Origin of the sequence: Ensifer sp. ENS11 (assembly GCF_014851895.1) — a bacterium.
Classification (GTDB): Bacteria; Pseudomonadota; Alphaproteobacteria; order Rhizobiales; family Rhizobiaceae; genus Ensifer; species Ensifer canadensis.
Genome location: NZ_JACVAN010000006.1, coordinates 160,709 through 185,732 on the forward strand (window position 1 = coordinate 160,709; position 25,024 = coordinate 185,732).

Below are 25,024 nucleotides of genomic sequence, written 5' to 3' on the forward strand. Positions count from 1 at the left end.
TGTTAATCAGAGATCTCTGATCAGTCTTCCGCCTGCCACTTCTGGCCAATGACATCCATGACGTTGCCGAACCACTTCGTCGAGGTGTCGAAGTGCTTGCCGCCCTTGATGCGCGGGAACTCGATGGTGCGCAGCTTGCCGCCCTGATCCTCGTCGTGGCCGGTGACGCCGGAGACCTTGTTAAGCGCGCTTTCGACCGCCAGGTCGACCATGCTCTGGATCAGGCGGAGATCGTCGACGTTTGCCGGCGCGGAGCGGGCGTAGTAGCCCGACTTCTGCACCATCGACCGCTCGGCGCCGAGAAGGGCCGCGAACTGCTTGGAGAACCAGTTGCCGACATTGATGGTGTCGATCTTCACGTGGCCGAAGGCGTCGCGCTTGACGGTTTCGCCGGCAGCTTCCCGCTCAGCGACGATCGCGTCGAGGCAGGCGCCTTCGCTGACGAACAGCGTGACGAAGCCCGAGTGGTTCATGACGGCGCGCAGCCGCTCGGCCTCGGCCTCGAGGTCGAACTTGATCTCGGGCAGGTAGAGGCCGTCGATGTTCTTCAGCTGCTTGTTCATCATGAAGCCGTCGACGAACTGCTTGTCCTCAGTCATCTGGACATAGGAGCGGGCGGTTGCCGCCGTCAGCCAGCCGCAGTGACGGCCCATGACTTCATGGACGACGAGCGTGCGCGGGGCAGCGCTCTGTTCGTTGCTGACATGATCGAAGAAGCGGGCGCCATGTTCGGCGGCCGTCCAGGCGCCGAGTGACTGGCGGATCGGCACCACGTCGTTGTCGACCGTCTTCGGCAGGCCGACGACCGTCAGGTCGTAGCCATTGGCGCCGAGATAGGCGGCAAGGTCGGCGGCGGTGGTGTTGGTGTCGTCGCCACCGATCGTGTGCAGGATGCCGATGCCGTCGGAGGCGAGGCGCTCGGCAGCGACGCGCAGCGGGTTCTCACCCTCCTTGACCAGGCCGCGCTTGACGCAGTCGGCAGCGTTGGTGAGCTTGACGCGGCTGTTGCCGATCGGTGAGCCGCCGTGGCGGTGCAGGATATGCGCATTTTCGCGCATGTCCCTGGTGATCTCGATGCGGTCGCCAAGCAGCACGCCCTGGTAGCCGGAGCGGTAGGCCACCAGCTCGTAGTCGGGCGCGATGTCGGTGTAGCGTTCGATCAGGCCACCAACGGCGGATGACAGGCAAGGCGCCAGCCCGCCGGCCGTCAGCATTGCGACTTTCTTCTTGGCCATGTTTCCTCCTCGGGATTCGGCATGCAATTGGTGGGGCCTCTCTAGCGTAAATCCGATGGAAGTTAAATGACAGGTCTGTGGATGTCCGGTCGGCAAGTGCTTGGGTTTTGTCGCCTCGGTCTCGAAAACGACCGTGGACATGATGCCGCGCAAACCGCGGCGGCAAGAGGCAGGCTCGGCGCCAACCCGCTGTGGGGCAGGGGGTTGAGCCTCTTCCCGAAGGTGCTGACCTGTTCCCCAGGGAACAGATGGGAACCCTCGCGCTGGCGCAACGTTACCGCAACGGATTGACAATAGTGAGGGGCCATCACAAATTCGTCATTCCCGTGGTTCGCCGCAGGCCACCGCTTGCAATTTGCCACCACAATAGTCCATGCTATAGGCTGGAGAGACAGGAAAATCGTGCATGTCATTCTGGGATAGCCTCCTCAAAATCGTCACCGCCACCGGCAACGCACTTGCCGGTGTGGTCGAGGCCGTGCGCACACTGTTCGAAGGCGACCCGGAAACCCGGCGCAAGGTGGCTTTCTCCGTGGCGATGATCGCGCTTTCGGCCAAGATGGCGAAGGCCGACGGCGTCGTGACCGAGGCGGAGGTCTCGGCCTTTCGCGATATCTTCGAGTTTCCCGCCGATCAGGCCCAGAATGTTGCCCGTCTCTATAACCTCGCGCGCCAGGACGTCGCCGGTTTCGAAGCCTATGCCGAGAAGATGGCGTCGCTCTGCTCGTCCTGCGAGAGCAATTGCCCGATCCTGGAAGACATCATCGACGGGTTGTTCCACATCGCCAAGTCCGACGGCGCGGTGCATGAAAAGGAACTGGCCTTCCTGATGCGGGTCGCCGAGATCTTCCACATGGACGAAGCGCATTTCGAACGGATCATGGCGCGCCACGTGCACAGCGACGGCCGCGATCCCTATCAGGTGCTCGGCGTTTCGCCCAAGGACGACTTTGCTAAGATCCGCAAGCACTACCGCGTGCTGGTGTCCGAGAACCATCCGGACATGCTGGTTGCGCGTGGCGTGCCGCAAGAGTTCCATGCGATCGCCAATGACCGCATGGCCGCGCTGAACGCCGCCTATGAGGCGATCGAGAGAGAACGCCGCGCCGCATGACGTCGAAATACTGCGACTACTCGGGTGCACGTTTCATGCCGTCGCCCAACTTCGGCGACCGTGCGGATGCGCGGGTGCCCGATATGATCGTGCTTCACTACACTGGGATGCCGACGGTGAAATCTGCGCTCGAATGGCTGTGCCGCCAGGAAAGCCAGGTTTCGAGCCACTATTTCGTCCACGAGGACGGTCGCGTCGACCAGCTCGTGCCGGAGACGCTGCGGGCCTGGCATGCGGGCAAAAGCTTCTGGAAGGGCGAGACGGACATCAATTCCTGCTCGATCGGCATCGAGATCGCCAACGCCGGTCACCCCGGCGGGCTACCGGATTTTCCCGAAAAACAGATCGCTGCGGTCGTCGAATTGTGTCGGGACTGTGGCGAACGGTGGTCGATCGCCCCGGAACGGGTCCTCGCACACAGCGATATTGCGCCAATTCGCAAGGTCGATCCGGGTGAAAAATTTCCGTGGGATCGCCTGCATCGCGAGGGCGTCGGGCACTGGGTGGAGCCGGCGCCGATCGGCGGCGGTCGCTTTTTTCAGCGCGGCGATCACGGCCAACCGGTCGAGGCGATCCAGTCCATGCTGTCGCTCTATGGTTACGGCATTGAAGTCACTGGCGAATTCTGCGAAAAAACCGAGGGCGCCGTCGCCGCCTTCCAACGGCATTTTCGCCAGGAAAGGGTCGACGGCATCGCCGATATCTCGACCCTCGATACGTTGCACCGTCTGCTTGCGGGACTACCGCAGTTTGGTGCCTGACGCGCAAAATTTTTGCGTGCTAAATTAGCTTTCCCGGTCTTTTGTCGCACAAATTTGCTGCGTTGCCACATGTTTACCATGATGCGGCATTCATTTGCCGCTGATTGGAACTGCAGGGAACGTCAGGGCGCAACGCTCATTTCCTGTCAATGAAACGATCGGGAAGTGAGGCTTGAACGGCGGGGTGCGCCGTGCCGCCCATTCCCCAGACCGGAGACTTCAAACTACATGAGAATATCGTCTGTTGCTGCGGTGGCGGCATGCTTTGGCATGTTCTTCGCCGGGATTGGTACGTCGTATGCGGGGAATATCGACAAGACCATCAAGACCTCATCCCTCAAGTCAGTTACACGGACGACAGGTTACCCGAAACCGGAAATCTTAGAAGGCACGCAGTACACAATCCTGATCCAGTCCTACGCCAAGCAGTACGGCGTTCCGGCGGACCTGGCCCATGCGGTGGTCAAGGTCGAAAGCAATTTCAATGCCATGGCGCGCGGCAGTGCCGGCGAAATCGGCCTGATGCAGATCAAGCCGGCGACGGCGCGCATGATGGGCTATTCCGGCTCCTCCAAGGGTCTCTACGATCCCGAAACGAACATCAAGTTCGGCATGAAGTATCTTGCTGTGGCGCATGAGCTTTCCGGCGGCACCACCTGCGGCACCATCCTGAAGTACAATGCCGGCCACGCTGCCAAGCGCATGAACCCGGTCTCCAAGCGTTACTGCGGCAAGGTCCAGAGCATCATCGACTAAGTGATGCCGTCCGTATGGCGCGCACCAGGTCGTGCGCGCAAAGCATGTTTTACAGCGCCGCGCGTCTTATTAGACGCGCAAAGGTCGCTGTAGCACTTTAAACTTGCTGCATAATTTCGTCCTTAATCGGATCCGATTTAAGGAATTATGCAGTAAGGGGCATTGTATTCTATCGAATACCGAGCATCATCCGCTGACCGTCCTTGAGCGGTGGCAGATGCTCCAGCCGGACAGGTCTCGCGTTCCGGCGATCTTCGAAATGTGATGCCCCCGCAGTGTCATAACTGCACTGACATGCTATCTCCGCCTGATCGAGATGATGGGGACGGACATGTCGGAAAGCTTTGATTTCATCATTGTCGGCAAGGGCATGATGGGGGCGGCCGCAGCACGGTACCTGGCGCTTTCCGGCGCACGGGTGGCCTTGGTCGGGCCGGACGAGCCCAGCGACTGGGCCAATCACGGCGGCGTCTTTTCCAGCCATTACGACAATGCCCGAATCACCCGCACGATCGACGACGATCCCGTCTGGGCGCGTCTCGCCAAGCGTTCCATCGACCGTTACAGAGAGATCGCCGGGCAAAGCGGCATCGATTTCTATGCGGAAGTCGGCTGCCTGATCGCCGGCCCGGCGCCGGGCGGAAGCTACGACTATATCGAGAAGGTCGCCAAGGCTCGCGACGCGCTCGGCGTCGAGGCGCCGCTTCTGGACGAAGATGCACTGTCCGAACGCTTTGCCTGGTTCCGTTTCCCCCAGGGCTTTGCCGGCATCCACGAGGCGCAAGGGGCCGGCTACATCAATCCACATGCGCTCGTTCTGGCGCAGACGATCTGTGCGGAAAAGGCCGGCGCCCGGATTGTCCGCAGCGAAGTGGCGTCCGTATCCGAGGCCGGCGACCGCGTCGTCGTCACGACGACAGAGGGCGCAACACTCACTGCGGGACGCGTGATCGTTGCCGCCGGCGGGTTTTCCCGTTCCGACACGCTTCTTCCCCGACCGATCGACCTCGTCGTCAAGGCGCGCACCGTGTTCTTCGCGGAGGTCGCGGCTGACGATCTGCCAACCTATGACCATATGCCATCGCTGATCGCTGATCGGTGCGTCGCCGGAGCAGGCGAAGAGCTACTACCTGCTGCCGCCGGTCGCCTATGCCGACGGCAAGCATTACATCAAGATCGGCGGCGATCCGACCGACCGCATTCTCAAGAGCGAGCCCGAGGTGCGGGCGTGGTTCCGGGGCAGCGCCGGCGCCGGAGCAGCGGAACACATGGGCGGATTGCTCGCCGAGGTGATGCCCGGCTTCAAGCCCGCTTCGACGCATTTCCGCCCCTGCGTGACGTCGTTCACCCGCCACGGCTTTCCCTATATCGGCTTTGCCGGCGGCGATCGTATTGCCGTCGTCACGGGTGGTAACGGCCAGGCGGCGAAAAGCTCCGACGAGATCGGTCGGCTTGGCGCCAAGCTGGTGATGGATGGTCGGATCGACGATCCGGCCTATGAAACGGATTTCGCCGTCTCGTTCCGCTAAGCACTGAAGTAAAAGTGTGGCGGCGTGCCAAAGCCGAAACGTCGAGATCGCCGTTTTTCTCTGGCGCTCGGCTTCCCGGTCGGTTAAGGACCGCCTGCCAGTTGGCCGGGCAGCCGCGCTCCGCAAGTGCCGAAAGGCCGCGGGGGGAGGAAAGTCCGGGCTCCACGGAAATACGGTGCCGGATAACGTCCGGCGAGGGCGACCTCAGGGAAAGTGCCACAGAAAGCAAACCGCTCCGCTTGCGGAGTAAGGGTGAAAGGGTGGGGTAAGAGCCCACCGCGGACATGGCGACATGGACGGCACGGCAAACCCCACCGGGAGCAAGACCGAATAGGGATGACGCGGGCGCGCAAGCGTCCAGCCTGTTTCCGGGCCAGTCATCCGGGTGGGTTGCAAGAGGCTGCGTGCAAACGTAGTCCCAGATGAATGGCTGCCACGTTCCGTTGTCTTCGGGCAATGGGGCCATACAGAACCCGGCTTACAGGCCAACTGGCGATTTCTTCCTTCTATAGCGCCGCGCGTCTTGTTAGACGCGCAAAGGTCGCGGTAGCACTTCGAATTGCTGCATGTATCCTTAAATCGAATACGATTTAAGGATACATGCAGTAGACGGCGATGCTCTTAGCAGCAGCGAGGCTTTGGGCAGCGCAAGTTCGGCTGACGTCCTTTGCTCTTTGTGCCAGCTAGGACGCGAAAACCATGGCCGCAGCGCCGTCCGCCCGCTTGGCTGCAATCTTGCTGATATTCCGATTTCCCAACGATTTGAAGCCGTTTGGCCGTCGCATTGCGAGGCATCGGGGGTGCTTTCGTAACCCTTCGTTAAACTTAACAACCTATCAATATTTGATCAGCTACCCAGCTGTTCAAGAGCCAATCCCATTGACGCCCATATGGTCCCATGATATCCCATAATGGTACTGCGCAAGGGCCGCGTCGTGGCCCGTCATCGCAAAATTCCAGTGTCTCCCGGCTTCGGGAGATGGGCGGACATGTTGGTGTCCGGCGGGGGCGTTTTGTGGGTGTGGTCGAGTGTTCCCGCGGGTCGATGATAATGGCCCGTCAGTCTTGGGCGGCCGTTTCGCGTCATGAACCGCTTCTTGTCAAATGCTACCAATCGGATCGATGCAAAGGGGCGGGTGTCCGTGCCTTCGGCGTTTCGTTCCGTGCTGTCGGATGGAGGCGTTCGAGAGCTATACTGCTTCCAGGATTTCGTCTTTCCGGCGATCAGCGTCGGTGGGCCGGAGCTCCTGGATCGGTTCGAGAGGCAGATGGCGGCCGAGGATCCTTTTTCTCCGGCGGCCAACGAGATGTCGCTGCTCGTTCACGGGGGCGGGGTCTTCGTCAAGCTCGATCCGGAAGGTCGGTTGATGGTGACGGATTTCATCCGCGACTTCACCGGTATCTCGACCGACGTGATGTTCGTCGGGCGGGGCGATTATTTTCAGCTCTGGGAGCCGCAGGCCTTTGCAAAGGCGCAAGCGGCGGCCCGGGAAGGGCGCAAATCACGGGGGTTGCGTCCGGAATAGAATGGAGAGGCGGAATGGTGACGGAACAAGGCGGAGGAACTTCTGAAGCCGATGGCGGACCGGTCCGTCACATTCCCGTCCTCCTGAGCGAGGTTCTCGCGGCGCTCGATCCGGCCCCCGGCAAGGTCATTCTCGACGGCACGTTTGGTGCCGGCGGTTATGCATCCGCCATCCTCGATGCTGGCGCCGATGTGATCGCGCTCGATCGCGATCCGACGGCGATCGCCGCGGGCCAGTCGATGGCTGCGGCCGCGGGTGGTAAGCTCAAGCTCATTCACTCCCGTTTTTCGCAGCTCGCCGAGCATGCGCCCGCCGGCAGTCTCGACGGCGTGGTGCTCGATATCGGCGTGTCGTCGATGCAGATCGACGAGGCCGAGCGCGGCTTCTCCTTCCAGAAGAAGGGCCCGCTCGACATGCGCATGTCGGCAGCCGGCGTTTCTGCCGCCGACGTCGTCAACCGGGCCAAGGTTTCCGATCTCATCCGCATCTTCGGTTTCCTCGGCGAGGAAAAGCAGTCGGGCCGCATCGCCCGCGCCATCGAAAAGCGCCGGGCCGAAACGCCGTTCGAAACCACCCGCGATCTCGCCGGGTTGATCGAAATCGTCACTCCGCGCAAGGCCAAGGACAAGATCCATCCGGCAACCCGCGTCTTCCAGGCGCTGCGCATCTTCGTCAACGATGAACTCGGCGAACTCGCCCAGGCGCTTTTTGCCGCCGAGCGGGCGCTGAAGCCGGGCGGCCGTCTCGTGGTCGTCACCTTCCATTCGCTCGAAGACCGGATCGTCAAGGCTTTCTTCCAGGATCGCTCGGGCAAGGCTGCGGGTTCGCGCCATCTGCCACTGGTGACCGCGCGTGCGGCAACCTTCACACCAGTTGGAAAGCCTATGGTGGCCGCCAGCGAGGAAGAAGCGTCCCTCAATCCGCGCGCCCGGTCTGCCAAGCTCAGAGCCGGTATCCGCACGGAAGCGCCATCGCCGGGAAACGATCTATCCATTTTCAATCTGCCGGAACTGGCGAGCCTTGCACGGTTGGGGGGCTGAGAGAGATATGCTGCGAACACTCGACATAGTCCTGATCGTCGTCATGACGGCAGCCGCCACGGTCACCTACACGATCAAGCATCGTGCCGAAAACAAGCTGGAAGAGGTGCGCAGGCTCGATGCCGCCATCAAGCTGGAAGAAGACACGATCGACCTTCTGCGCGCCGACTGGGCGCTGCTGACGCAGCCGAACCGGCTGGAACGTCTGGTTGGCGCCTTCGGCGCTGATCTGCAACTGGCACCGACGCCGTCGACGCAACTCGTGCGCCCGCAGGAGCTGCCGATGCTGAAGGCCGACGTGCCGCCGACGGAAGAAGAAAAGAAGCTCGCCGCCGCCAAGGCGTCGGAGAAAAAGACCGATAATATCGCAACAGGTTCGGTGGCGCGCTGATGTCGTTTCTCTCCCGCATCATGGTCTTGAAGAGCAAGGCGCATTTCTCCGCAGGCGGCAACAACCTGCCGGCCGAGGCCAAGCTCAACGTCACCTTCCAGGGCACACGCAAGAAGACCACCAATCAGGCGAAGAACCGCGTGGCGATCATCATCGCCAGCTTCGGCATCGTCTATGCGGTCATCGGTGGCCGCCTGGTGCAATACGGCATGGCGCAGCCGGAGACGGTTTCGAGTATCGGCCGCGCCGACAATCTGATGGCCTCGCGCCCGGATATTCTCGACCGCAACGGCGAGATCCTCGCCACCGACATCCGCACGGTCTCTCTCTATGCCGAGCCGCACAAGATCGTCGATGCGGATGAGGCGGTCGAGCGGCTTGCAACCGTGCTGCCCGATCTCAACGCCCGCGACATCTACAACAAGCTGAAGTCGAAATCGCGCTTCCAGTGGCTGCGCCGCCAATTGACCCCGAAGCAGCAGAGCGAAATCCTGGCGCTCGGCATTCCCGGCGTCGGTTTCCGGCCGGAAAAGCGCCGCTTCTATCCGGGCGGCCCGACCGCCGCCCATGTTCTCGGCCACGTCAACATCGACAACCGCGGTGTTGCCGGCATGGAGCGCTACATCGACGGGCAGGGGCTCGCCGATCTCGCCGCCATCGGCATGACCAGCGATGCCAAGCTCGAGCCGGTCAAGCTGTCGATCGACGTTCGGGTGCAGAACATCGTGCGCGACGTCATCGATGCCGGCATGAAGAACTACCAGGCGCTGGCCGCCGGGGCCGTGGTGCTCGACGTCAATACCGGCGAAGTGCTGGCGTTGGCGTCGGTCCCCGATTACGACCCGAACAAGCCGGCCGAAGGTGCCGAAGAGGGCTGGATGAACCGCATGTCGAACGGCACGTTCGAGATGGGCTCCACCTTCAAGACGTTCACGATCGCCATGGGTCTCGATTCCGGCAAGGTAACGCTCAACGACAGCTTCGACGCCTCGGCACCGATCCGCATCGGCGGCTTCACCATCAAGGACTTCCACGGCAAGCGCCGGGTGCTGACCGTTCCGGAAATCTTCCAGTATTCGTCGAACATCGGCACCGCCAAGATCGCCGACCTGATCGGCATTCCCGGCCACAAGGAATTTCTGACCCGGATCGGCCTGCTGTCGAAGCTGCCGACCGAGCTGCCGGAAGTCAAATCCCCGAGCCAGCCGCGCGAATGGAAGAAGATCAACTCGATCACCATCTCCTTCGGCCACGGCGTTTCGACGACGCCGCTGCAGACGGCTGTCGCAGGTGCCGCGCTCGTCAACGGCGGCAAGCTGATCCCGCCGACCTTCCTGCCACGCTCGCAGGAGCAGGCCGATGAACTGGCGACGACGGTCGTCAAGAAAAGCACCAGCGACGACATGCGCTTTCTGCTTCGCTGGAACGGCATCGCCGGTTCGGGCAAGCGCGCGCAGGTGCCGGGCTTCAACGTCGGCGGCAAGACCGGCACGGCCGACAAGGTCGTCAACGGCCGCTATGCCAGCGACCAGAACTTCAACGCCTTTCTCGCAGCGTTTCCGATCGACAATCCGAAGTACATCGTGCTGACTTTCATTGACGCGCCGAAGACCGGCGAAGGCGGCGGACGGACCGCCGGCTCGAATGCCGCGCCCATGGTTCGCGACATCATCAGCCGCTCCGCACCGCTTCTCGGCGTCGAACCGAAGTTCGGAGAAGATGGTTCTGCCATGCTTGTGTCTTATTAGGCATGAAATGAGAATGCGGACGATTCGCGATTCCGGCGAATTGAGAGCGATGTGAGACGTGCGGTTCATGAAGATAAAAGACCTGGCGGGAACGAGCTTCCCTGAACTTTCTGCGCAACTGGATGGCGCTTCCTCGCAGATCGAGGTTGCCGGCATTACGGCCGACAGCCGGCATGTGCAGCCAGGAGATCTTTTCGTCGCCGTCTCCGGCACCAAGGCAAACGGCACCAGCTATATCGTCGACGCGCTTGCGCGCGGCGCCGTTGCCGTCGTCGCTGAATCCGGCGTCAAGCCTGATGGATCCTCCGCACCCGTTCTTTCGCTCGGCAACCCGCGCGCCTTTCTCGCGCGCGCCGCCGCCGCGTTCTACGGTCGCCAGCCTGAGACGATGGTTGCGGTGACGGGCACGGCCGGCAAGACCTCGGTCGCCTCCTTCACCCGGCAGATCTGGGCGCATTCGGGCCTTGCTGCCGCGATGATCGGCACGACAGGCGTGGTGGCGCCCGGCCGCAACGACTACGGTTCTCTCACCACGCCCGATCCGGTTTCCCTGCACAAGCTTCTTGCCGAACTCGCAGATGCCGGCGTCACCCATGCGGCGATGGAGGCTTCCAGCCACGGCCTCGACCAGAGCCGGCTCGACGGCGTCAAGCTTTCGGCTGCGGCCTTTACCAATCTCGGCCGCGACCACATGGACTACCATCCGACGGTCGAGCACTATATGGCGTCCAAGATGCGGCTGTTCGAAGCGTTACTGCCGAAGGGCGCGCCCGCGGTTGTCTTTGCCGACGACCAGTGGTCGGAACAGGCGATTGCGGCTGCCCGCAAGGCCAAGCTCGACGTGCGCACCGTCGGCCGCAAGGGCGAATTCATCTCGCTGAAGCGGGTCGAACATTTCCGCCACAAGCAGTCGGCCGAAGTGCATGTCGGCGACGACATCTTCGAAATCCATATTCCGCTTGCCGGCGATTTCCAGGTTGCCAACGCGCTTGTCGCGGCGGGACTTGCGATCTCCACCGGCATCAGCGCCAAGGCGGCGTTCTCCGCGCTTGAAAAGCTGCAGGGTGCCTCCGGCCGCCTCGAACTGGTCGGCCAGACCAGGGACGGCGCGCTTGCCTATGTCGACTATGCCCACAAGCCCGATGCGCTCGAAAATGTGCTGGCCTCGGTGCGGCCGTTCACGACGGGCCGCGTTATCGTGGTCTTCGGCTGCGGCGGCGACCGCGACAAGGGCAAGCGACCGATCATGGGCGAGATCGCCACGCGGCTTGCCGACGTCGTGATCGTCACGGATGACAATCCGCGCTCGGAAGTGCCTGAGGTGATCCGCTCGGAAATCATGGCTGCGGCTCCAGGTGCAACCGAAATCGGCGACCGCGCCGAAGCGATCCGTGCCGCCGTCGGCATGTTGACAAGCGGCGACACGCTGATCGTCGCCGGCAAGGGACATGAGGAAGGCCAGACGGTCGGTTCCGTCACGCTGCCGTTCTCGGATCATGCGGAAGTCCGCAAGGCATTGGGAGGTCTGTGATTTGAACTGGCTCTGGACAAGCAGCGATCTTCTGGCCGCGATGAACGGCCGTCCGGTTGGAAACCTGCCCGAAGGAGTAAGCGGCATATCGATCGACAGCCGCTCGGTCGGCAAGAGCGAAGCCTTCTTCGCGATCAAGGGCGACCGGGTCGATGGCCACGACTATGCGGGCCTTGCGCTCGCCAATGGCGCCGCACTCCTCGTTGTCAGCGAAGGCAAACTGCCGGCGCTCGGCCGCCTCAGCGCGCCACTGATCGTCGTCGACGACGTGCTTGAAGCGATGATTCGGCTCGGTTGCGCGGCGCGCGACCGCAGTGCTGCGAAGATCATCGCCGTCACCGGTTCCGTCGGCAAGACCACCACCAAGGAGATGCTGCGGCACGTGCTGGTGCCGCAAGGGCGCGTGCACGCCTCCGTGGCCTCGTTCAACAATCATTGGGGCGTGCCGCTGACGCTTGCGCGCATGCCCGAGGCCACCGATTTCGGCATCTTCGAAATCGGCATGAACCATCCGGGCGAGATCCGGCCGCTGACGAAGATGGTCCGCCCGCATGTGGCAATCGTCACCAGCATCGCTGCCGCTCATCTCGGAAACTTCGACAGCCTGGACCAGATCGCCGAGGCCAAGGCCGAGATCTTCGAGGGCGTCGTCAATGGCGGCCACGCGGTCATCAACCACGACAGTGCCCAGTACAAGCTGCTCGAAAAGGCCGCGGGTACGGCTGGCGTCAGCTATATCCACTCCTTCGGCGTCAACCCGAAGGCGGAGTTCCGCCTCGTCGAGTTTGCCGGTGCGGCGGACGGTTCAGTGCTTTGGGCCGCCCTTGGCGGCCGGACGATGGAAATCACCATCGGCGCTCCTGGACGTCATATCGCCGAGAACGCGCTGGCCGTGCTCGCGGCGGTGAAGCTGGTCGGCGCCGATGTCGACTACGCCGCCTCGTCGCTGGCGACGATGCAGGCCGAAACGGGCAGGGGCCGCCGGCACCAACTGTTGATCGGCGCGGGCACACTGACGCTGATCGACGAGAGCTACAACGCCAATCCGAGCTCGATGCGCGCGGCGATTTCGCTGCTGCAGGATTCAGCACCGGCGCCGGGCGGGCGCCGCATCGCCGTGCTCGGCGACATGCTGGAGATGGGCGAACACGCCGCCGGCGTTCATGCCGCGCTCGCCAAACCTCTCGTCGAAGCCGGCATCACCGATGTCTGGCTTGCCGGGCCGTTGATGGCCCACCTGCGCGACGCGTTGCCGCCGGAAATCTCCGTCGTCTACCGCGAAACGGTGGACGAACTGAAGGCCTATGCACTCGGCGCGGTTGCGACCGGCGACGTGGTGATGATCAAGTCTTCGAAGGGCACGGGCTGCGGCAAGATCGTGCATGCGCTGATCGAAGCCTATCCGGAGCCCGAGGCCGAGGGGGACGAAGCAACTGCGTGATTGCCGGACTGCAAGCGGTTCAGCGGCAATGATGCAGTCGACCAAATGACGACAACGATCTTCGCGTGCCTCAAGCGGCGCGCTGCGTTGTAGTGGTCGTCGCCGATGCTGGCGGCGGTGGATACAGCCTTGGGTTAGGCAGCGCGGCCTAACACTTTCGCATACAAGCGCGTATCGTTTTTCAGATGATTCTGTTGGACGGTGTCCGATTTTAAACCTTTGGGGAAAGGTCCCTTATGCTCATCTGGCTCGTGGAACTGGCGGACCACTTTCAGTTTTTCAATCTCTTTCGCTACATCACGTTCCGTACCGGTGCAGCGCTTTTCACTTCGGCCTTGATCGTTTTCCTTTTCGGTCCGCGCATGATTGCCTCCCTCCGCATCCGTCAGGGCAAGGGTCAGCCTATCCGCGCCGATGGTCCGCAGACGCATTTCAAGAAGGCCGGCACGCCGACGATGGGCGGGTTGATGATCCTTGCGGGCATCGTCGTGTCATCGCTTCTGTGGGCCGATCTTTCCAGCGTCTATGTGGTCTCGACCCTTCTCGTCACGCTCGGTTTCGGCGCCATCGGCTTTTATGACGACTATCTCAAGGTCACCAAGCAGTCGGACAAAGGCTTTTCCGGCAAGGCGCGTCTCGGCTTCGAGTTCATCATCGCCGCGATTGCCGTGTTCTTCATGATGCAGGCGTCGCTTTCGGGCGGTGCTGCCGGCTCGACCTTCGGCTCCTCGGTCACCTTCCCGTTCTTCAAGGACCTCGTGATCAATCTCGGCTATTTCTTCGTGCTGTTCGGTGGCTTCGTCATCGTCGGCGCCGGCAATGCCGTGAACCTGACGGATGGTCTCGATGGGCTTGCCATCGTGCCCGTCATGATCGCGGCGGCCGCCTTCGGCCTCATCGCCTATCTCGCCGGTAACGCCGTTTTCGCCAATTACCTGCAGATCCATTTCGTGCCCGGCACGGGCGAGCTCGCCGTCATCCTCGGCGCCGTCATCGGCGCCGGCCTCGGCTTCCTCTGGTTCAACGCGCCGCCCGCCGCCATCTTCATGGGTGATACCGGTTCGCTGGCGCTCGGCGGCCTGATCGGCACCGTTGCCGTCGCGGTCAAGCATGAATTTGTCATGATCATCATCGGTGGCCTGTTCGTCATGGAAACGCTGTCGGTGATCATCCAGGTGTTCTGGTTCAAGCGCACCGGGCGCCGCGTCTTCCTGATGGCGCCGATCCACCACCACTTCGAAAAGAAGGGCTGGACGGAAAGCCAGGTCGTGATCCGCTTCTGGATCATCGCCGTCATCCTTGCGATGGTCGGCCTGTCCACCCTCAAGCTGCGGTGAGCGGACGATGATCGCGGTCAGCACATTCAGGGGCAAGAAGGTCGCTCTTTTCGGGCTTGGTGGTTCGGGGCTGGCGACTGCGCAGGCGCTCGTCGCCGGCGGCGCCGAGGTGACGGCCTGGGACGACAATCCCGACAGCGTCGCCAAGGCCGGCGAGGCGGGTGTGCCGACAGCGAACCTGCACGGCATCGACTGGCGTGCCTTTGCCGCCTTCGTGCTTTCGCCCGGCGTGCCGCTGACCCATCCGAAGCCGCATTGGACCGTCGACCTCGCGCATGCCGCTGGCGTCGAGATCATCGGCGATGTCGAGCTTTTCGTGCGCGAGCGCCGGGCGCAGGCGCCCGATGCCCCGTTCATCGCCATTACCGGCACCAACGGCAAATCGACGACCACGGCGCTGATCGCCCATATCCTGAGGGAAAGCGGCCGTGACACCCAGCTCGGCGGCAATATCGGCACGGCCGTACTGACGCTTGAGCCCCCGAAGGCCGGCCGCTTCTATGTGGTCGAGTGCTCGTCCTACCAGATCGATCTGGCGCCGACGCTCAACCCGACGGCCGGTATCCTGCTCAATCTCACGCCCGATCATCTCGATCGGCACGGCACCATGCAGCACTATGCCGATATCAAGGAGCGGCTGGTGGCCGGCAGCGGCACGGCGATCGTCGGTGTCGACGACAGCTTCTGCGCACTGATTGCCGATCGCGTCGAGCGGGCGGGCACCAAGGTGGTTCGCATCTCGCGCCGGCATGTTCTGGCCGACGGGATCTATGCCGAAGGCTCGCGCGTCCTTGAGGCGCACGGCGGAACGTCGCGGCTCTTCGTAGATCTCGATGGCATCCAGACGCTGCGCGGCGGCCATAATGCGCAGAATGCTGCCGCGGCAATCGCCGCATGCCTTGCCGTCGATGTCAGCGAAGACGAGATACGCCAGGGGCTGAAAAGCTTCCCCGGCTTGAAGCATCGCATGCAGCCGGTCGGCCGCAAGGGTGCTGTCGTATTCGTCAACGACAGCAAGGCGACCAATGCGGATGCAGCGGCCCCGGCGCTGTCGAGCTACGAGCGCATCTACTGGATCGCCGGCGGCCTTCCGAAGGAGGGCGGCATCACTTCGCTGTCGCCGTTCTTCCCGAAGATCGTCAAGGCCTACCTGATCGGTGAGGCCGCACCGGCCTTTGCCGCAACGCTCGGCGAGGCGGTGCCCTTCGAGATTTCAGGCACGCTGGAAAAGGCCGTGGCGCATGCCGCAGCAGATGCCGAGCACGATGACAAAGGCGCGTCGGCGGTGATGTTATCCCCGGCTTGCGCAAGTTTCGACCAGTATAAGAACTTTGAAATACGCGGCGATGCCTTCGTGACGCACGTCAAGGCATTGCAGGGCGTGACGATGCTGATCTGACGCTCGCCGTCCGCGCGCCCATCCGGCGCGCGACGGGTGGCGGTGATGCCGGGGTTTCGGACGTTTGGCGCAGGCGCGCCTGATAAAGGGGACTGACAGATGGTAAGCCGAGCCGAACGTGGCCCTGTGGCCGACTGGTTCTGGACGATCGACAGGTTCTTCCTGGCGACCTTCATCCTGTTGATGGGCGTGGGCTTCATGCTGTCGTTTGCGGCAAGCCCGGCGGTCGCCGAGCGCATCGGCCTCGACAGCTTCCACTTCGTCAAGCGCCACGCCGTCTTCCTCTTGCCGTCGCTGGTGGTGATGGTCGCCATCTCCTTCCTGTCGCCGAGGCAGGTGCGCCGCGCCGCGATCATCCTGCTCGGCGTGTCGCTCGCGATGATGGTGCTGGTGCTGTTCATCGGCCAGGAGGTCAAGGGCTCGATGCGCTGGATCTCAATCGCCGGCATTTCCATCCAGCCCTCGGAATTCATGAAGCCAGCCTTCGTGGTCGTCTGCGCCTGGTTGTTTTCGGAACATGCGCGCCAGCCGGAAATTCCCGGCAATCTCTTTGCCATCCTGCTCTTCGGCATTGTCGGCGCGCTGCTCGTCGCCCAGCCCGACCTTGGCCAGACGATCCTGACGACCGCGGTCTGGGGCGGCATGTTCTTCATGGCCGGCATGCCGTGGCTGTGGATCATCGTGCTCGCCGGCGCTGCCTTCGGCGGCTTCTTCGTCGCCTATACCATGCTGCCGCACGTGGCCGGCCGTATCGACAAATTCCTGACCGGGGAGGGCGATACCTTCCAGATGGACACGGCGCGCGAGGCGATCATCCGCGGCGACTGGTTCGGCCGCGGTCCGGGCGAAGGCATCGTCAAGCGCATCATTCCCGATAGCCACACCGACTTCGTGTTCTCGGTGGCGGCTGAAGAATTCGGCATCGTCTTCTGCATGCTGATCGTGATGATCTTCGCCTTCCTGGTGCTGCGCGGCCTCAACCACGCCTTCCGCGAGCGCAACGACTTCAACCGCTTCGCCGTTGCCGGCCTCGTGCTGCAGATCGGCATCCAGTCGATGATCAACATCGGCGTGAACCTCGAACTGCTTCCGGCCAAGGGCATGACCCTGCCGCTGATCTCCTATGGCGGCTCGTCCATGGTGGCGATCTGCGTCACCGCCGGCTTCATCCTGGCGCTCACGCGCCATCGCCCAGAGAAGCGCGCCGTGGAGCGTAGCCTGTTTCGGTCCGGCATTGGCGTGCCGGCGGAGTAAAGAATGACCAAAGGCATTATCCTTCTTGCCGCCGGGGGTACCGGCGGCCATCTGTTCCCGGCCGAGGCGCTCGCCCATGAGCTGAAGGCCAACGGCTATTCGGTGCATCTGGTGACCGACAGTCGCGCCGAGCGTTTCGCCGGCAAGTTCCCGGCAGACGAGGTGCATGTGGTGCCGTCGGCAACCATCGGCTCGAAGAACCCCATTCATGTCGTGCGCTCGCTGTGGACGCTCTGGACCGGCATGCGTGCCGCGCGCCGGCTGATCGCCCGGCTGCGGCCGAAGGCCGTCGTCGGTTTCGGCGGCTACCCGACCGTGCCGCCGCTGCTGGCGGCAACCGGCATGGGCGTGCCGTCGATGATCCATGAACAGAACGCTGTCATGGGTCGTGCCAACAAGGCGCTCGCCTCCCGCGTCAAGGCGATCGCCGGCGGCTTCCTGCCCGAGGGCACCGGTACCTTTGCCGCCAAGACGGTGACGACGGGCAACCCGGTGCGTCCGGCCGTGCTCGATGCTGCCAAGGTGCCTTATGTCGCGGCGGCGGGCGAAGCGCCGTTCCATCTCGTCGTCTTCGGCGGTAGCCAGGGCGCGCAATATTTCTCGAAGGCGATCCCCCAGGCGATCTGCCGTCTCGACGACGCACTTCGCCAGCGGCTGACGGTGACGCAGCAGGCGCGTCCGGAAGATCGCGACGGCGTCATCGCCACCTATGAGAAGCTCGGCGTTCCCGCCGAGGTCTCGCCGTTCTTCACCGATATGGCCGAGCGCATCGCCGGCGCCCAGCTGGTCATCTGCCGCTCGGGCGCCTCGACGGTTTCCGAGCTTGCGGTCATCGGCCGGCCGGCGATCCTCGTTCCCTATCCTTATGCGCTCGATCACGATCAGGCGGCCAATGCCGCGGCGATTGCCGCCAAGGGCGGCGCAAAGGTGATCGCCCAGGCGGAGCTGACCGCCGAGCGCCTTGCCGGCATTCTTGCTGAGGCCATGGCCAATCCACAATCGCTGGCGCAGATGGCCGCCAATGCGCGCGAAACCGGAAAGCCGGACGCCGCGCGCTTGCTTGCATCGATGGTAGAGGCTATTGCCAGCGGTTTGACAGTCGAGACATTCAAGGAAAAGCGCTCATGAAAATGCCGAAGACGATCGGTCTGGTTCATTTTATCGGTATCGGCGGTATCGGCATGAGCGGTATTGCCGAGGTGCTGCACAATCTCGGTCACCGGGTGCAGGGCTCCGATCAGTCTGATAGCGCCAATGTCCAGCGGCTGCGCGAAAAGGGCATCGAGGTCTACGTCGGCCACAAGGCCGAGAACATCGGCGATGCCGAAGTGGTCGTCGTGTCGACCGCGATCAAGAAGGACAATCCCGAACTGATCGCCGCCCGTGAAAAACTGCTGCCGGTCGTGCGCCGCGCCGAGATGCTGGCCGAGCTGATGCGCTTCCGCAATGCGATCGCCATCGGCGGCACCCACGGCAAGACGACGACGACCTCGATGGTTGCTGCCCTTCTCGATGCCGGTGGGCTCGACCCGACCGTCATCAACGGCGGCATCATCAATGCCTACGGCACCAATGCCCGCATGGGTGAGGGCAAGTGGATGGTGGTCGAGGCCGACGAGTCCGACGGCACCTTCCTCAAGCTGCCTGCCGATGTCGCCGTCGTCACCAACATCGACCCTGAGCATCTCGACCACTACGGCAATTTCGACGCCGTGCGCGCCGCGTTCCGCCAGTTCGTCGAGAACGTGCCATTCTACGGTTTCGGCGTGCTCTGCCTCGATCACCCCGAAGTGCAGACCATGGTCAGCAAGATCGAGGACCGCAAGGTCATCACCTACGGCGAAAACCCGCAGGCCGACGTTCGTTTCCTCAACATCCGCATGGACGGTGCCACTTCCGTCTTCGATATCGAGATCCGCCGTCGCCGCACCGGCCAGGTGATCTCGATGAAGGATCTGCGCCTGCCGATGCCCGGCCGCCACAATGTGTCGAACGCCACGGCCGCGATCGCGGTCGCCCAGCGCCTCGGCGTCAGCCCCGAGGCGATCGCCAAGGGGCTTGCCTCCTTCGGCGGCGTCAAGCGGCGCTTCACCTTTACCGGCGACTGGAACGGCGTGCGCATCTATGACGACTACGGCCACCATCCGGTCGAGATCAAGGCCGTGCTCAAGGCGGCGCGCGAGGCATGCCAGGGCCGCATCATCGCCGTGCACCAGCCGCACCGCTACTCGCGCCTTGCGAGCCTGTTCGAAGATTTTTCAGCCTGCTTCAACGACGCCGACACGGTTCTGATCGCGCCTGTCTATGCGGCCGGGGAGGAAGCGATCGACGGCGTCAACGCCGAAGAGCTCGTCAACCGCATCAAGGCCGGCGGTCATCGCGACGCCCGGCATGTGGTCGGACCCGAAACAATCGCGCCGGTTGTCAGCAAGATTGCGCAGCCGGGTGATTTTGTGGTTCTCTTGGGGGCTGGCAGCATCACCTACTGGGCCGCTGCCCTGCCACGGGAACTCGCAGACATTTCAGGAAATTGAGCATGAAACAGGTCAACGGTCAGAAACTACTCGAAGCACTCGGAAGCGGAGTCAGCGCCGTTCGCGGCCGCATCACGCCCGATGCGCCGATGGATCGCGTGACCTGGTTCCGCGCCGGCGGTCTTGCCGAGCTGATGTTCCAGCCGCACGACACTGACGATCTCATCACCTTCCTGAAGCTGGTTCCGGCTGATGTACCCGTCATGGTCATGGGTGTCGGCTCGAACCTTTTGGTTCGTGACGGTGGCATTCCTGGTGTCGTCATCCGGCTTTCGGCCAAGGGTTTTGGCGATCTCGAACTCGTCGGCGAGAACCGCATCAAGGCCGGCGCGATCTGCCCGGACAAGAACATTGCGGCGATGGCGCTCGATAACGGCATCGGCGGCTTCTATTTCTACTACGGCATTCCTGGCGCGATCGGCGGCGCATTGCGCATGAACGCCGGCGCCAACGGCTCGGAGACCCGCGAGCGCGTCGTCGAGGTGCACGCGGTCGATCGTCAGGGCAATACGCATGTGCTGTCGAATGCCGACATGGGCTATGGCTATCGCCATTCCGCGGCGGCTAAGGACCTAATCTTCACGCACGCCATCTTCGAAGGTTATCCCGAGGACAAGAACAAGATCCGCACCGACATGGACGCCGTGCGCCAGCACCGCGAAACCGTGCAGCCGATTCGCGAAAAGACGGGGGGATCGACCTTCAAGAACCCGGAGGGACATTCGGCCTGGAAGCTGATCGACGAAGCGGGTTGCCGCGGCATGATGATTGGCAGCGCGCAGATGTCGCCGCTGCATTGCAACTTCATGATCAACACCGGTCAGGCGACGGGCTACGAGCTCGAATATCTCGGCGAAACCGTGCGGAACCGCGTGCTCGAACATTCCGGTGTTCGGCTGGAGTGGGAAATCAAGCGCATCGGTACCTTCATGCCGGGCTACGAGATCAAGGAATTCCTCGGCCGCGGCATCGCCTGAGGCTTATGGGAATAGTTTTATGAAGGGCCGCAGCGGCAACGCTGCGGCCCTTTTCGCTTTTCTGGCGTCCTCAGCCGGAGTCTCTTTCTCTCGCCGTCATGCTTGGGCTTGATCCTCGCATCCACGGGTCCAGGTCGGCATCTTTGCGCGGAGGCTGGATCCAGGAAATTGGATTCAGGGAGACAAGATCAGAGCTTGCTGGCAACGAGGGTCGCGGGCTAAAGCCAACTTGTCATGACGTGCCGCAACCAAGCTGGCACCTGCTAACTTCCGCATACTCTAACGTCTGGACTAACAATGGATCAGGGAACTCTGGGAAAAATCGCTGCCATTTTGAATGCTGGTTCAACAAATTATTCCGTTTTTCTGAAGTTGTACGAGGTGCAACTGGGGAGCCAGATAGATTCAACTGCAATTGTTCAGATGGTGTTGGGGACAGGAGCTGTGTTGGGCGGAATAGAAGAAGTACAAAGTGGGTCGGTGTGGCCGGAGGTTATGGAAGCCGTGCTGTATGTTGGTGACTCTAGCGCTGGTCCATCAAGTACAGCACTTAAATCCGGACAATTCACTTCCTTAGTTGAGCTGCTCAAGGCGCAGGTCGACACGATGGTCAAGACATCAGCAACAATCGAGACCTTCTGGCTTAGCAACGGGCATCCCGCCTATCCCGTGTTTTGGGACTTCGCGTTTCTCTTCAGAACGGATGCAACTGCAACTATCTTCATCGGAGCAAGTTCGGACTAGGCAACTGGTCGGAGACTTGGCTACCAGAACTGGCCCACGGAAAGAGCCGCAGCGTTGTCGCTGCGGCTCTTTCGTTTTTTGTGGAACAGGCCGCGTGTGTGGCGAGGCGCAACAGAAATCAGGCCGAAACCTCTTCTTCCGTCGACAGCACCAGGCAAACGAGCGTGATCGCAGCGGCCCCCAGCAGATAGTAGCCGACATGGTCGAGGCTGTAGTTGGTCGCAAGCCAGGTGGCGATGTAGGGCGCGAGCGACGCGCCGAAGATGCCGGCGAGGTTGAAGGTCATCGACGCGCCGGTATAACGCACCGAGGTCGGGAAGGGGGCGGCGAGTGCTGCGCCAATCGGACCATAGGTGAGCCCCATCAGGCCGAGGCCGAGGATGGAGAACAGGAAGGCGCCGCCGAGACCGCCGGCCATGAGCGGTGCCATGACCAGGCCGAAGGCGCCGATGCCGATGGTGGTGATGATCAGCACCAGGCGGCGGCCGTAGCGGTCCGACAGGATGCCCGAGACCGGGATCATCAGGCCGAAGAAGACGACACCGGTCATCTGCACGACGAGGAACTGCTCACGCGAATAGCCGAGCTTGGCCGTGCCCCAGGACAAAGAGAACACCGTCATCAGGTAGAACAAGACGAAGGTGGCAAGCGCCACGAAGGTGCCGAGCACGAGGCTGCGCTTGTGGAACCGGAAGATCTGCGCGATCGGAACCTGGACGCGCTCGTGCTTGTCGATCGCCTTCTGGAATTCCGGCGTCTCGGTGATCTTCAGGCGGACATAGAGGCCGACGATAACCAGCAGGATGCTGGCAATGAAGGGCACGCGCCATCCCCAGGCGAGGAAGGCCTCATCTGTCATGACTTCGCCGAGGATGAGGAAGGTACCGGCCGACAGGATGAAGCCGATCGGGGCGCCGAGCTGCGGGAACATGGCATACCATGTGCGCTTGCCCTCGGGCGCGTTCTCGGTTGCGAGCAGCACGGCGCCGCCCCATTCGCCACCGAGGCCGAGGCCCTGGCCGAAGCGGCAAAGGGCGAGCAAGAGCGGGGCCGCGACGCCGATCGACGCGTAGGTCGGCAAGAGGCCAATGACGACGGTGGAAATGCCCATGGTCATCAGCGCTGCGACCAGCGTCGCCTTGCGGCCGACCTTGTCGCCGAAATGGCCGAAGATCACTGCGCCGAACGGGCGGGCGAAGAAGGCGATGGAGAAGGTGGCGAAGGATTGCAGCATGGCCGATGTCGGGTCGGACGTCGGAAAGAAGAGATGCGGGAATACGAGCACCGCTGCGGTGGCGTAAACGTAGAAGTCGAAGAATTCGATGGTGGTGCCGACGAGGCTGGCGAACAGCACCCGGGCAGGGGAGTTCACTGCCGGCGTCTGCAACGCGCTATCCTTCGGCGACAGGGAGGTTGTCGCGTCTGTCATTGTTGTCGTTCCTGATATGGATGTCATGCCGTCTTGGGAGGCGGTCGGGGCGTCTTAACGCAAGTTTCCGCATGTTGAAACCCTGAATTCGTAAGAAATGCGAACGAATCCGAGGGGTGGCGCAGCATTATTCCGAGGGTGCATGGCTCGCGCGAATCATAGGCACGGCTGCTCCTAAAATAGGCAGACAAGTGAAGGCCCGGCGTGCGGTTTCGTGTTTTGCGGGCGATGACATCCCTGTCACAACCGGGGTTGACCGGAATCAAAATGTGGCAAACTCTGGGCGATTGAAGCGATCAGCTTCGGTTTTCGGGAGCGAATGCATGTTCAAGAAGCTTTCTGCGGAATTTCTCGGTACATTCTGGCTCGTTTTCGGCGGCTGCGGCAGTGCGGTGCTGGCGGCTGCGTTTCCGGCTGTTGGGATCGGCCTGCTCGGCGTTTCCTTCGCCTTCGGCCTCACCGTTCTCACCATGGCCTATGCCGTCGGCGGCATTTCCGGCGGCCATTTCAACCCGGCCGTTTCTGTTGGTCTGACCGTTGCCGGCAAGTTCCCAGCCTCCAGCCTCATCGGCTACATCATCGCCCAGGTGCTGGGCGCGATCGTCGCTGCAGCCGTGCTCTACGTCGTCGCCAGCGGCAAGGCGGACTTCCAGCTCGGCGACTTTGCCGCCAATGGCTATGGCGAACATTCGCCCGGCGGCTATTCGCTGACGGCCGCGCTGGTGATGGAAGTGGTGATGACCTTCTTCTTCCTGTTCATCATTCTCGGTGCCACCCATGGCCGCGTGCCCTCAGGCTTTGCGCCGATCGCCATCGGCCTGGCGTTGACGCTGATCCATCTGGTGTCGATCCCGGTCACCAACACATCGGTCAATCCGGCCCGCTCCACAGGGCAGGCGCTATTCGTTGGAGACTGGGCGCTTTCGCAGCTTTGGCTCTTCTGGCTGGCTCCGATCGTCGGCGCCGCGATCGCGGGAATCGTCTGGAAAATCGTCGGTGAAGACGATTAATCGCTTCGGCAAAAACGACTGATCGTTAAGCCGAAAATACCGCCAATCGTTAAGGCCTCGCACCGAATTGGTGCGGGGCCTTCATTTTTTAGCGGTTTGTGTTTTGTGTAAACAGGCCGCGCCAACGCGCTGATTTCGTGCCAGAAAGCGTTGTAATCGCAACGTTTTCGAGCACGGCTGCCGATCGTTTCCCGACTAAGGTTAATAAAAGTAAACGGTTCATTAACTATAATGCCGTTCTAGTGCCTCCGATGGCCACCGGTGACTCGCGTTGCCGGATTCAGCCAGGCGCAAGCAAGCGTTGCGATAGTGACGTATTTTCGGGGGTATGAATGAACGGCAAGCATGTAGCTGTCCTTATGGGCGGATTTTCTTCGGAGCGACCGGTGAGCCTGTCGTCCGGGGCTGCATGCGCCGATGCTCTGGAAGCGGAAGGTTTCCGCGTTACGCGTGTAGACGTCGCGCGCGATGTCGCTTCGGTTCTGGCCGCGCTGCGCCCGGACGTCGCCTTCAACGCCCTTCACGGTCCGTTCGGCGAGGATGGCACGATCCAGGGCATTCTTGAATATCTGGAAATTCCCTACACCCATTCTGGCGTTCTGGCCTCCGCACTCGCCATGGACAAGGCGCAGGCCAAGCACGTGGCCGCCGCCGCCGGTGTTCCGGTTGCCGAAGCGCTGGTGATGGATCGCCGGGGCTTTGGTCCGAAACATCCGATGCGCCCGCCATACGTCGTCAAGCCGGTCAGCGAAGGCTCGAGCTTCGGCGTCGTCATCGTCAAGGAAGATCAGTCGCATCCGCCGCAGGTCGTTACCTCGAGCGAGTGGCGTTATGGCGACCGAATCATGGTCGAACGTTATGTCGCCGGCCGCGAACTCACCTGCGGCGTCATGGGCGATAAGGCGCTTGGCGTCACCGAAATCATCCCGCAGGGCCACGCCTTCTACGATTATGATTCCAAATACGTAAAAGGTGGCTCGCAACACGTCATTCCGGCACAGGTTTCACCAAATATTTACCAAAAAATACAAACACTCGCATTGAAGGCGCATCAGGCAATCGGTTGCCGGGGCGTCAGCCGATCCGACTTTCGCTTCGACGACCGTACCTCCGGTGAAGGCGAATTGATCTGGCTGGAAATCAACACCCAGCCCGGCATGACCCCAACCTCCCTGGTGCCCGAGATGGCTCAGCATGCTGGCCTTGGTTTTGGCGAGTTTCTGACTTGGATGGTGGAGGACGCTTCGTGCTTGCGGTAAGGGGCAAAA

20 protein-coding genes, 1 other RNA gene and 1 pseudogene are annotated in these 25,024 nt (G+C 62.2%); 20 read left to right on the forward strand and 2 right to left on the reverse strand.

Features of this window, described 5'->3' with window-relative positions:
- Positions 1–20: 20 nt before the first annotated feature.
- The gene (locus IB264_RS14070; RefSeq protein ID WP_025427741.1) at positions 21–1,235 is read right to left on the reverse strand and encodes a pyrophosphate--fructose-6-phosphate 1-phosphotransferase; all 1,215 of its coding nucleotides are present in this window, start codon (positions 1,233–1,235) and stop codon (positions 21–23) included.
- A 406-nt stretch (positions 1,236–1,641) separates the two neighbouring features.
- Between IB264_RS14070 and IB264_RS14075 the strand changes: the two genes are divergently transcribed.
- The 18 genes and pseudogenes from IB264_RS14075 to IB264_RS14160 all read left to right on the forward strand — a co-directional run bounded on the left by IB264_RS14075 (position 1,642) and on the right by IB264_RS14160 (position 21,317).
- Positions 1,642–2,349 carry a DnaJ family molecular chaperone gene (locus IB264_RS14075; RefSeq protein ID WP_025427740.1) on the forward strand — a complete coding sequence of 236 codons (708 nt, stop codon included), beginning with the start codon at positions 1,642–1,644 and terminating at the stop codon, positions 2,347–2,349.
- On the forward strand, positions 2,346–3,110 hold the full coding sequence (locus IB264_RS14080) for an N-acetylmuramoyl-L-alanine amidase (RefSeq protein ID WP_192433708.1): 765 nt from the start codon (positions 2,346–2,348) through the stop codon (positions 3,108–3,110). The genes IB264_RS14075 and IB264_RS14080 overlap by 4 nt, the downstream gene beginning before the upstream one ends.
- A gap of 228 nt (positions 3,111–3,338) precedes the next feature.
- Positions 3,339–3,866 carry a lytic transglycosylase domain-containing protein gene (locus IB264_RS14085; RefSeq protein WP_025427738.1) on the forward strand — a complete coding sequence of 176 codons (528 nt, stop codon included), beginning with the start codon at positions 3,339–3,341 and terminating at the stop codon, positions 3,864–3,866.
- A 331-nt stretch (positions 3,867–4,197) separates the two neighbouring features.
- Positions 4,198–5,395 (forward strand): annotated as a pseudogene (locus IB264_RS14090) (NAD(P)/FAD-dependent oxidoreductase).
- A 97-nt stretch (positions 5,396–5,492) separates the two neighbouring features.
- Positions 5,493–5,892: RNase P RNA component class A (gene rnpB, locus IB264_RS14095), an RNA gene on the forward strand.
- A 588-nt stretch (positions 5,893–6,480) separates the two neighbouring features.
- Complete coding sequence (gene mraZ, locus IB264_RS14100; RefSeq protein WP_025427736.1) at positions 6,481–6,921, forward strand: division/cell wall cluster transcriptional repressor MraZ; 441 nt, start codon at positions 6,481–6,483, stop codon at positions 6,919–6,921.
- 14 nt (positions 6,922–6,935) lie between these two features.
- Complete coding sequence (gene rsmH, locus IB264_RS14105; RefSeq protein ID WP_025427735.1) at positions 6,936–7,961, forward strand: 16S rRNA (cytosine(1402)-N(4))-methyltransferase RsmH; 1,026 nt, start codon at positions 6,936–6,938, stop codon at positions 7,959–7,961.
- A 7-nt stretch (positions 7,962–7,968) separates the two neighbouring features.
- On the forward strand, positions 7,969–8,352 hold the full coding sequence (locus tag IB264_RS14110) for a hypothetical protein (RefSeq protein WP_025427734.1): 384 nt from the start codon (positions 7,969–7,971) through the stop codon (positions 8,350–8,352).
- Positions 8,352–10,100, forward strand: coding sequence for a penicillin-binding protein 2 (locus IB264_RS14115; RefSeq protein ID WP_025427733.1), 1,749 nt, complete (start codon positions 8,352–8,354; stop codon positions 10,098–10,100). Before IB264_RS14110 ends, IB264_RS14115 begins: the two co-directional genes overlap by 1 nt.
- 67 nt (positions 10,101–10,167) lie before the next feature.
- Positions 10,168–11,631, forward strand: a complete 1,464-nt coding sequence (locus tag IB264_RS14120) for a UDP-N-acetylmuramoyl-L-alanyl-D-glutamate--2,6-diaminopimelate ligase (RefSeq protein ID WP_025427732.1) — start codon at positions 10,168–10,170, stop codon at positions 11,629–11,631.
- Between the two features lies 1 nt (position 11,632).
- A complete protein-coding gene (locus tag IB264_RS14125; RefSeq protein WP_192433710.1) occupies positions 11,633–13,072 on the forward strand; it encodes a UDP-N-acetylmuramoylalanyl-D-glutamyl-2,6-diaminopimelate--D-alanyl-D-alanine ligase in 1,440 nt (479 codons plus the stop codon).
- Positions 13,073–13,308: 236 nt separating this feature from the next.
- A complete protein-coding gene (gene mraY, locus IB264_RS14130; RefSeq protein WP_025427730.1) occupies positions 13,309–14,409 on the forward strand; it encodes a phospho-N-acetylmuramoyl-pentapeptide-transferase in 1,101 nt (366 codons plus the stop codon).
- Positions 14,410–14,416: 7 nt separating this feature from the next.
- Positions 14,417–15,808 (forward strand): UDP-N-acetylmuramoyl-L-alanine--D-glutamate ligase, encoded by a 1,392-nt coding sequence (murD, locus tag IB264_RS14135; RefSeq protein ID WP_025427729.1) that lies wholly within the window; start codon positions 14,417–14,419, stop codon positions 15,806–15,808.
- 99 nt (positions 15,809–15,907) lie between these two features.
- Positions 15,908–17,062, forward strand: coding sequence for a putative lipid II flippase FtsW (gene ftsW, locus IB264_RS14140; RefSeq protein WP_025427728.1), 1,155 nt, complete (start codon positions 15,908–15,910; stop codon positions 17,060–17,062).
- A gap of 3 nt (positions 17,063–17,065) precedes the next feature.
- Positions 17,066–18,190 (forward strand): undecaprenyldiphospho-muramoylpentapeptide beta-N-acetylglucosaminyltransferase, encoded by a 1,125-nt coding sequence (gene murG / locus IB264_RS14145; RefSeq protein WP_025427727.1) that lies wholly within the window; start codon positions 17,066–17,068, stop codon positions 18,188–18,190.
- Positions 18,187–19,596, forward strand: a complete 1,410-nt coding sequence (murC, locus tag IB264_RS14150) for a UDP-N-acetylmuramate--L-alanine ligase (protein ID WP_025427726.1) — start codon at positions 18,187–18,189, stop codon at positions 19,594–19,596. Before murG ends, murC begins: the two co-directional genes overlap by 4 nt.
- A gap of 2 nt (positions 19,597–19,598) precedes the next feature.
- Entirely contained in the window at positions 19,599–20,573 is a 975-nt protein-coding gene (murB, locus tag IB264_RS14155) for a UDP-N-acetylmuramate dehydrogenase (protein ID WP_025427725.1), read from the forward strand.
- 297 nt (positions 20,574–20,870) lie between these two features.
- Positions 20,871–21,317 (forward strand): hypothetical protein, encoded by a 447-nt coding sequence (locus IB264_RS14160; RefSeq protein WP_025427724.1) that lies wholly within the window; start codon positions 20,871–20,873, stop codon positions 21,315–21,317.
- Positions 21,318–21,435: 118 nt separating this feature from the next.
- On the opposite strand, the gene IB264_RS14165 is transcribed toward IB264_RS14160, so the two are convergent.
- Entirely contained in the window at positions 21,436–22,746 is a 1,311-nt protein-coding gene (locus tag IB264_RS14165; protein WP_025427723.1) for an MFS transporter, read from the reverse strand.
- Positions 22,747–23,069: 323 nt separating this feature from the next.
- Here IB264_RS14165 and aqpZ point away from each other — a divergent pair, with 323 nt between their 5' ends.
- Together aqpZ and IB264_RS14175 are read left to right on the forward strand one after the other, a co-directional pair.
- Positions 23,070–23,756 carry an aquaporin Z gene (gene aqpZ, locus IB264_RS14170; RefSeq protein ID WP_025427722.1) on the forward strand — a complete coding sequence of 229 codons (687 nt, stop codon included), beginning with the start codon at positions 23,070–23,072 and terminating at the stop codon, positions 23,754–23,756.
- A gap of 332 nt (positions 23,757–24,088) precedes the next feature.
- Positions 24,089–25,015, forward strand: a complete 927-nt coding sequence (locus IB264_RS14175) for a D-alanine--D-alanine ligase (protein ID WP_025427721.1) — start codon at positions 24,089–24,091, stop codon at positions 25,013–25,015.
- The last annotated feature ends 9 nt before the right edge of the window (positions 25,016–25,024 follow it).

What these genes read in the sequence shown, in the direction of transcription:
- IB264_RS14070 (WP_025427741.1), bottom strand. Translation starts at nt 1,235, where the DNA reads ATGGCCAAGAAGAAAGTCGCAATGCTGACGGCCGGCGGGCTGGCGCCT.
- IB264_RS14075 (WP_025427740.1), top strand. Translation starts at nt 1,642, where the DNA reads ATGTCATTCTGGGATAGCCTCCTCAAAATCGTCACCGCCACCGGCAAC.
- IB264_RS14080 (WP_192433708.1), top strand. Translation starts at nt 2,346, where the DNA reads ATGACGTCGAAATACTGCGACTACTCGGGTGCACGTTTCATGCCGTCG.
- IB264_RS14085 (WP_025427738.1), top strand. Translation starts at nt 3,339, where the DNA reads ATGAGAATATCGTCTGTTGCTGCGGTGGCGGCATGCTTTGGCATGTTC.
- mraZ (WP_025427736.1), top strand. Translation starts at nt 6,481, where the DNA reads ATGAACCGCTTCTTGTCAAATGCTACCAATCGGATCGATGCAAAGGGG.
- rsmH (WP_025427735.1), top strand. Translation starts at nt 6,936, where the DNA reads ATGGTGACGGAACAAGGCGGAGGAACTTCTGAAGCCGATGGCGGACCG.
- IB264_RS14110 (WP_025427734.1), top strand. Translation starts at nt 7,969, where the DNA reads ATGCTGCGAACACTCGACATAGTCCTGATCGTCGTCATGACGGCAGCC.
- IB264_RS14115 (WP_025427733.1), top strand. Translation starts at nt 8,352, where the DNA reads ATGTCGTTTCTCTCCCGCATCATGGTCTTGAAGAGCAAGGCGCATTTC.
- IB264_RS14120 (WP_025427732.1), top strand. Translation starts at nt 10,168, where the DNA reads ATGAAGATAAAAGACCTGGCGGGAACGAGCTTCCCTGAACTTTCTGCG.
- mraY (WP_025427730.1), top strand. Translation starts at nt 13,309, where the DNA reads ATGCTCATCTGGCTCGTGGAACTGGCGGACCACTTTCAGTTTTTCAAT.
- murD (WP_025427729.1), top strand. Translation starts at nt 14,417, where the DNA reads ATGATCGCGGTCAGCACATTCAGGGGCAAGAAGGTCGCTCTTTTCGGG.
- ftsW (WP_025427728.1), top strand. Translation starts at nt 15,908, where the DNA reads ATGGTAAGCCGAGCCGAACGTGGCCCTGTGGCCGACTGGTTCTGGACG.
- murG (WP_025427727.1), top strand. Translation starts at nt 17,066, where the DNA reads ATGACCAAAGGCATTATCCTTCTTGCCGCCGGGGGTACCGGCGGCCAT.
- murC (WP_025427726.1), top strand. Translation starts at nt 18,187, where the DNA reads ATGAAAATGCCGAAGACGATCGGTCTGGTTCATTTTATCGGTATCGGC.
- murB (WP_025427725.1), top strand. Translation starts at nt 19,599, where the DNA reads ATGAAACAGGTCAACGGTCAGAAACTACTCGAAGCACTCGGAAGCGGA.
- IB264_RS14160 (WP_025427724.1), top strand. Translation starts at nt 20,871, where the DNA reads ATGGATCAGGGAACTCTGGGAAAAATCGCTGCCATTTTGAATGCTGGT.
- IB264_RS14165 (WP_025427723.1), bottom strand. Translation starts at nt 22,746, where the DNA reads ATGACAGACGCGACAACCTCCCTGTCGCCGAAGGATAGCGCGTTGCAG.
- aqpZ (WP_025427722.1), top strand. Translation starts at nt 23,070, where the DNA reads ATGTTCAAGAAGCTTTCTGCGGAATTTCTCGGTACATTCTGGCTCGTT.
- IB264_RS14175 (WP_025427721.1), top strand. Translation starts at nt 24,089, where the DNA reads ATGAACGGCAAGCATGTAGCTGTCCTTATGGGCGGATTTTCTTCGGAG.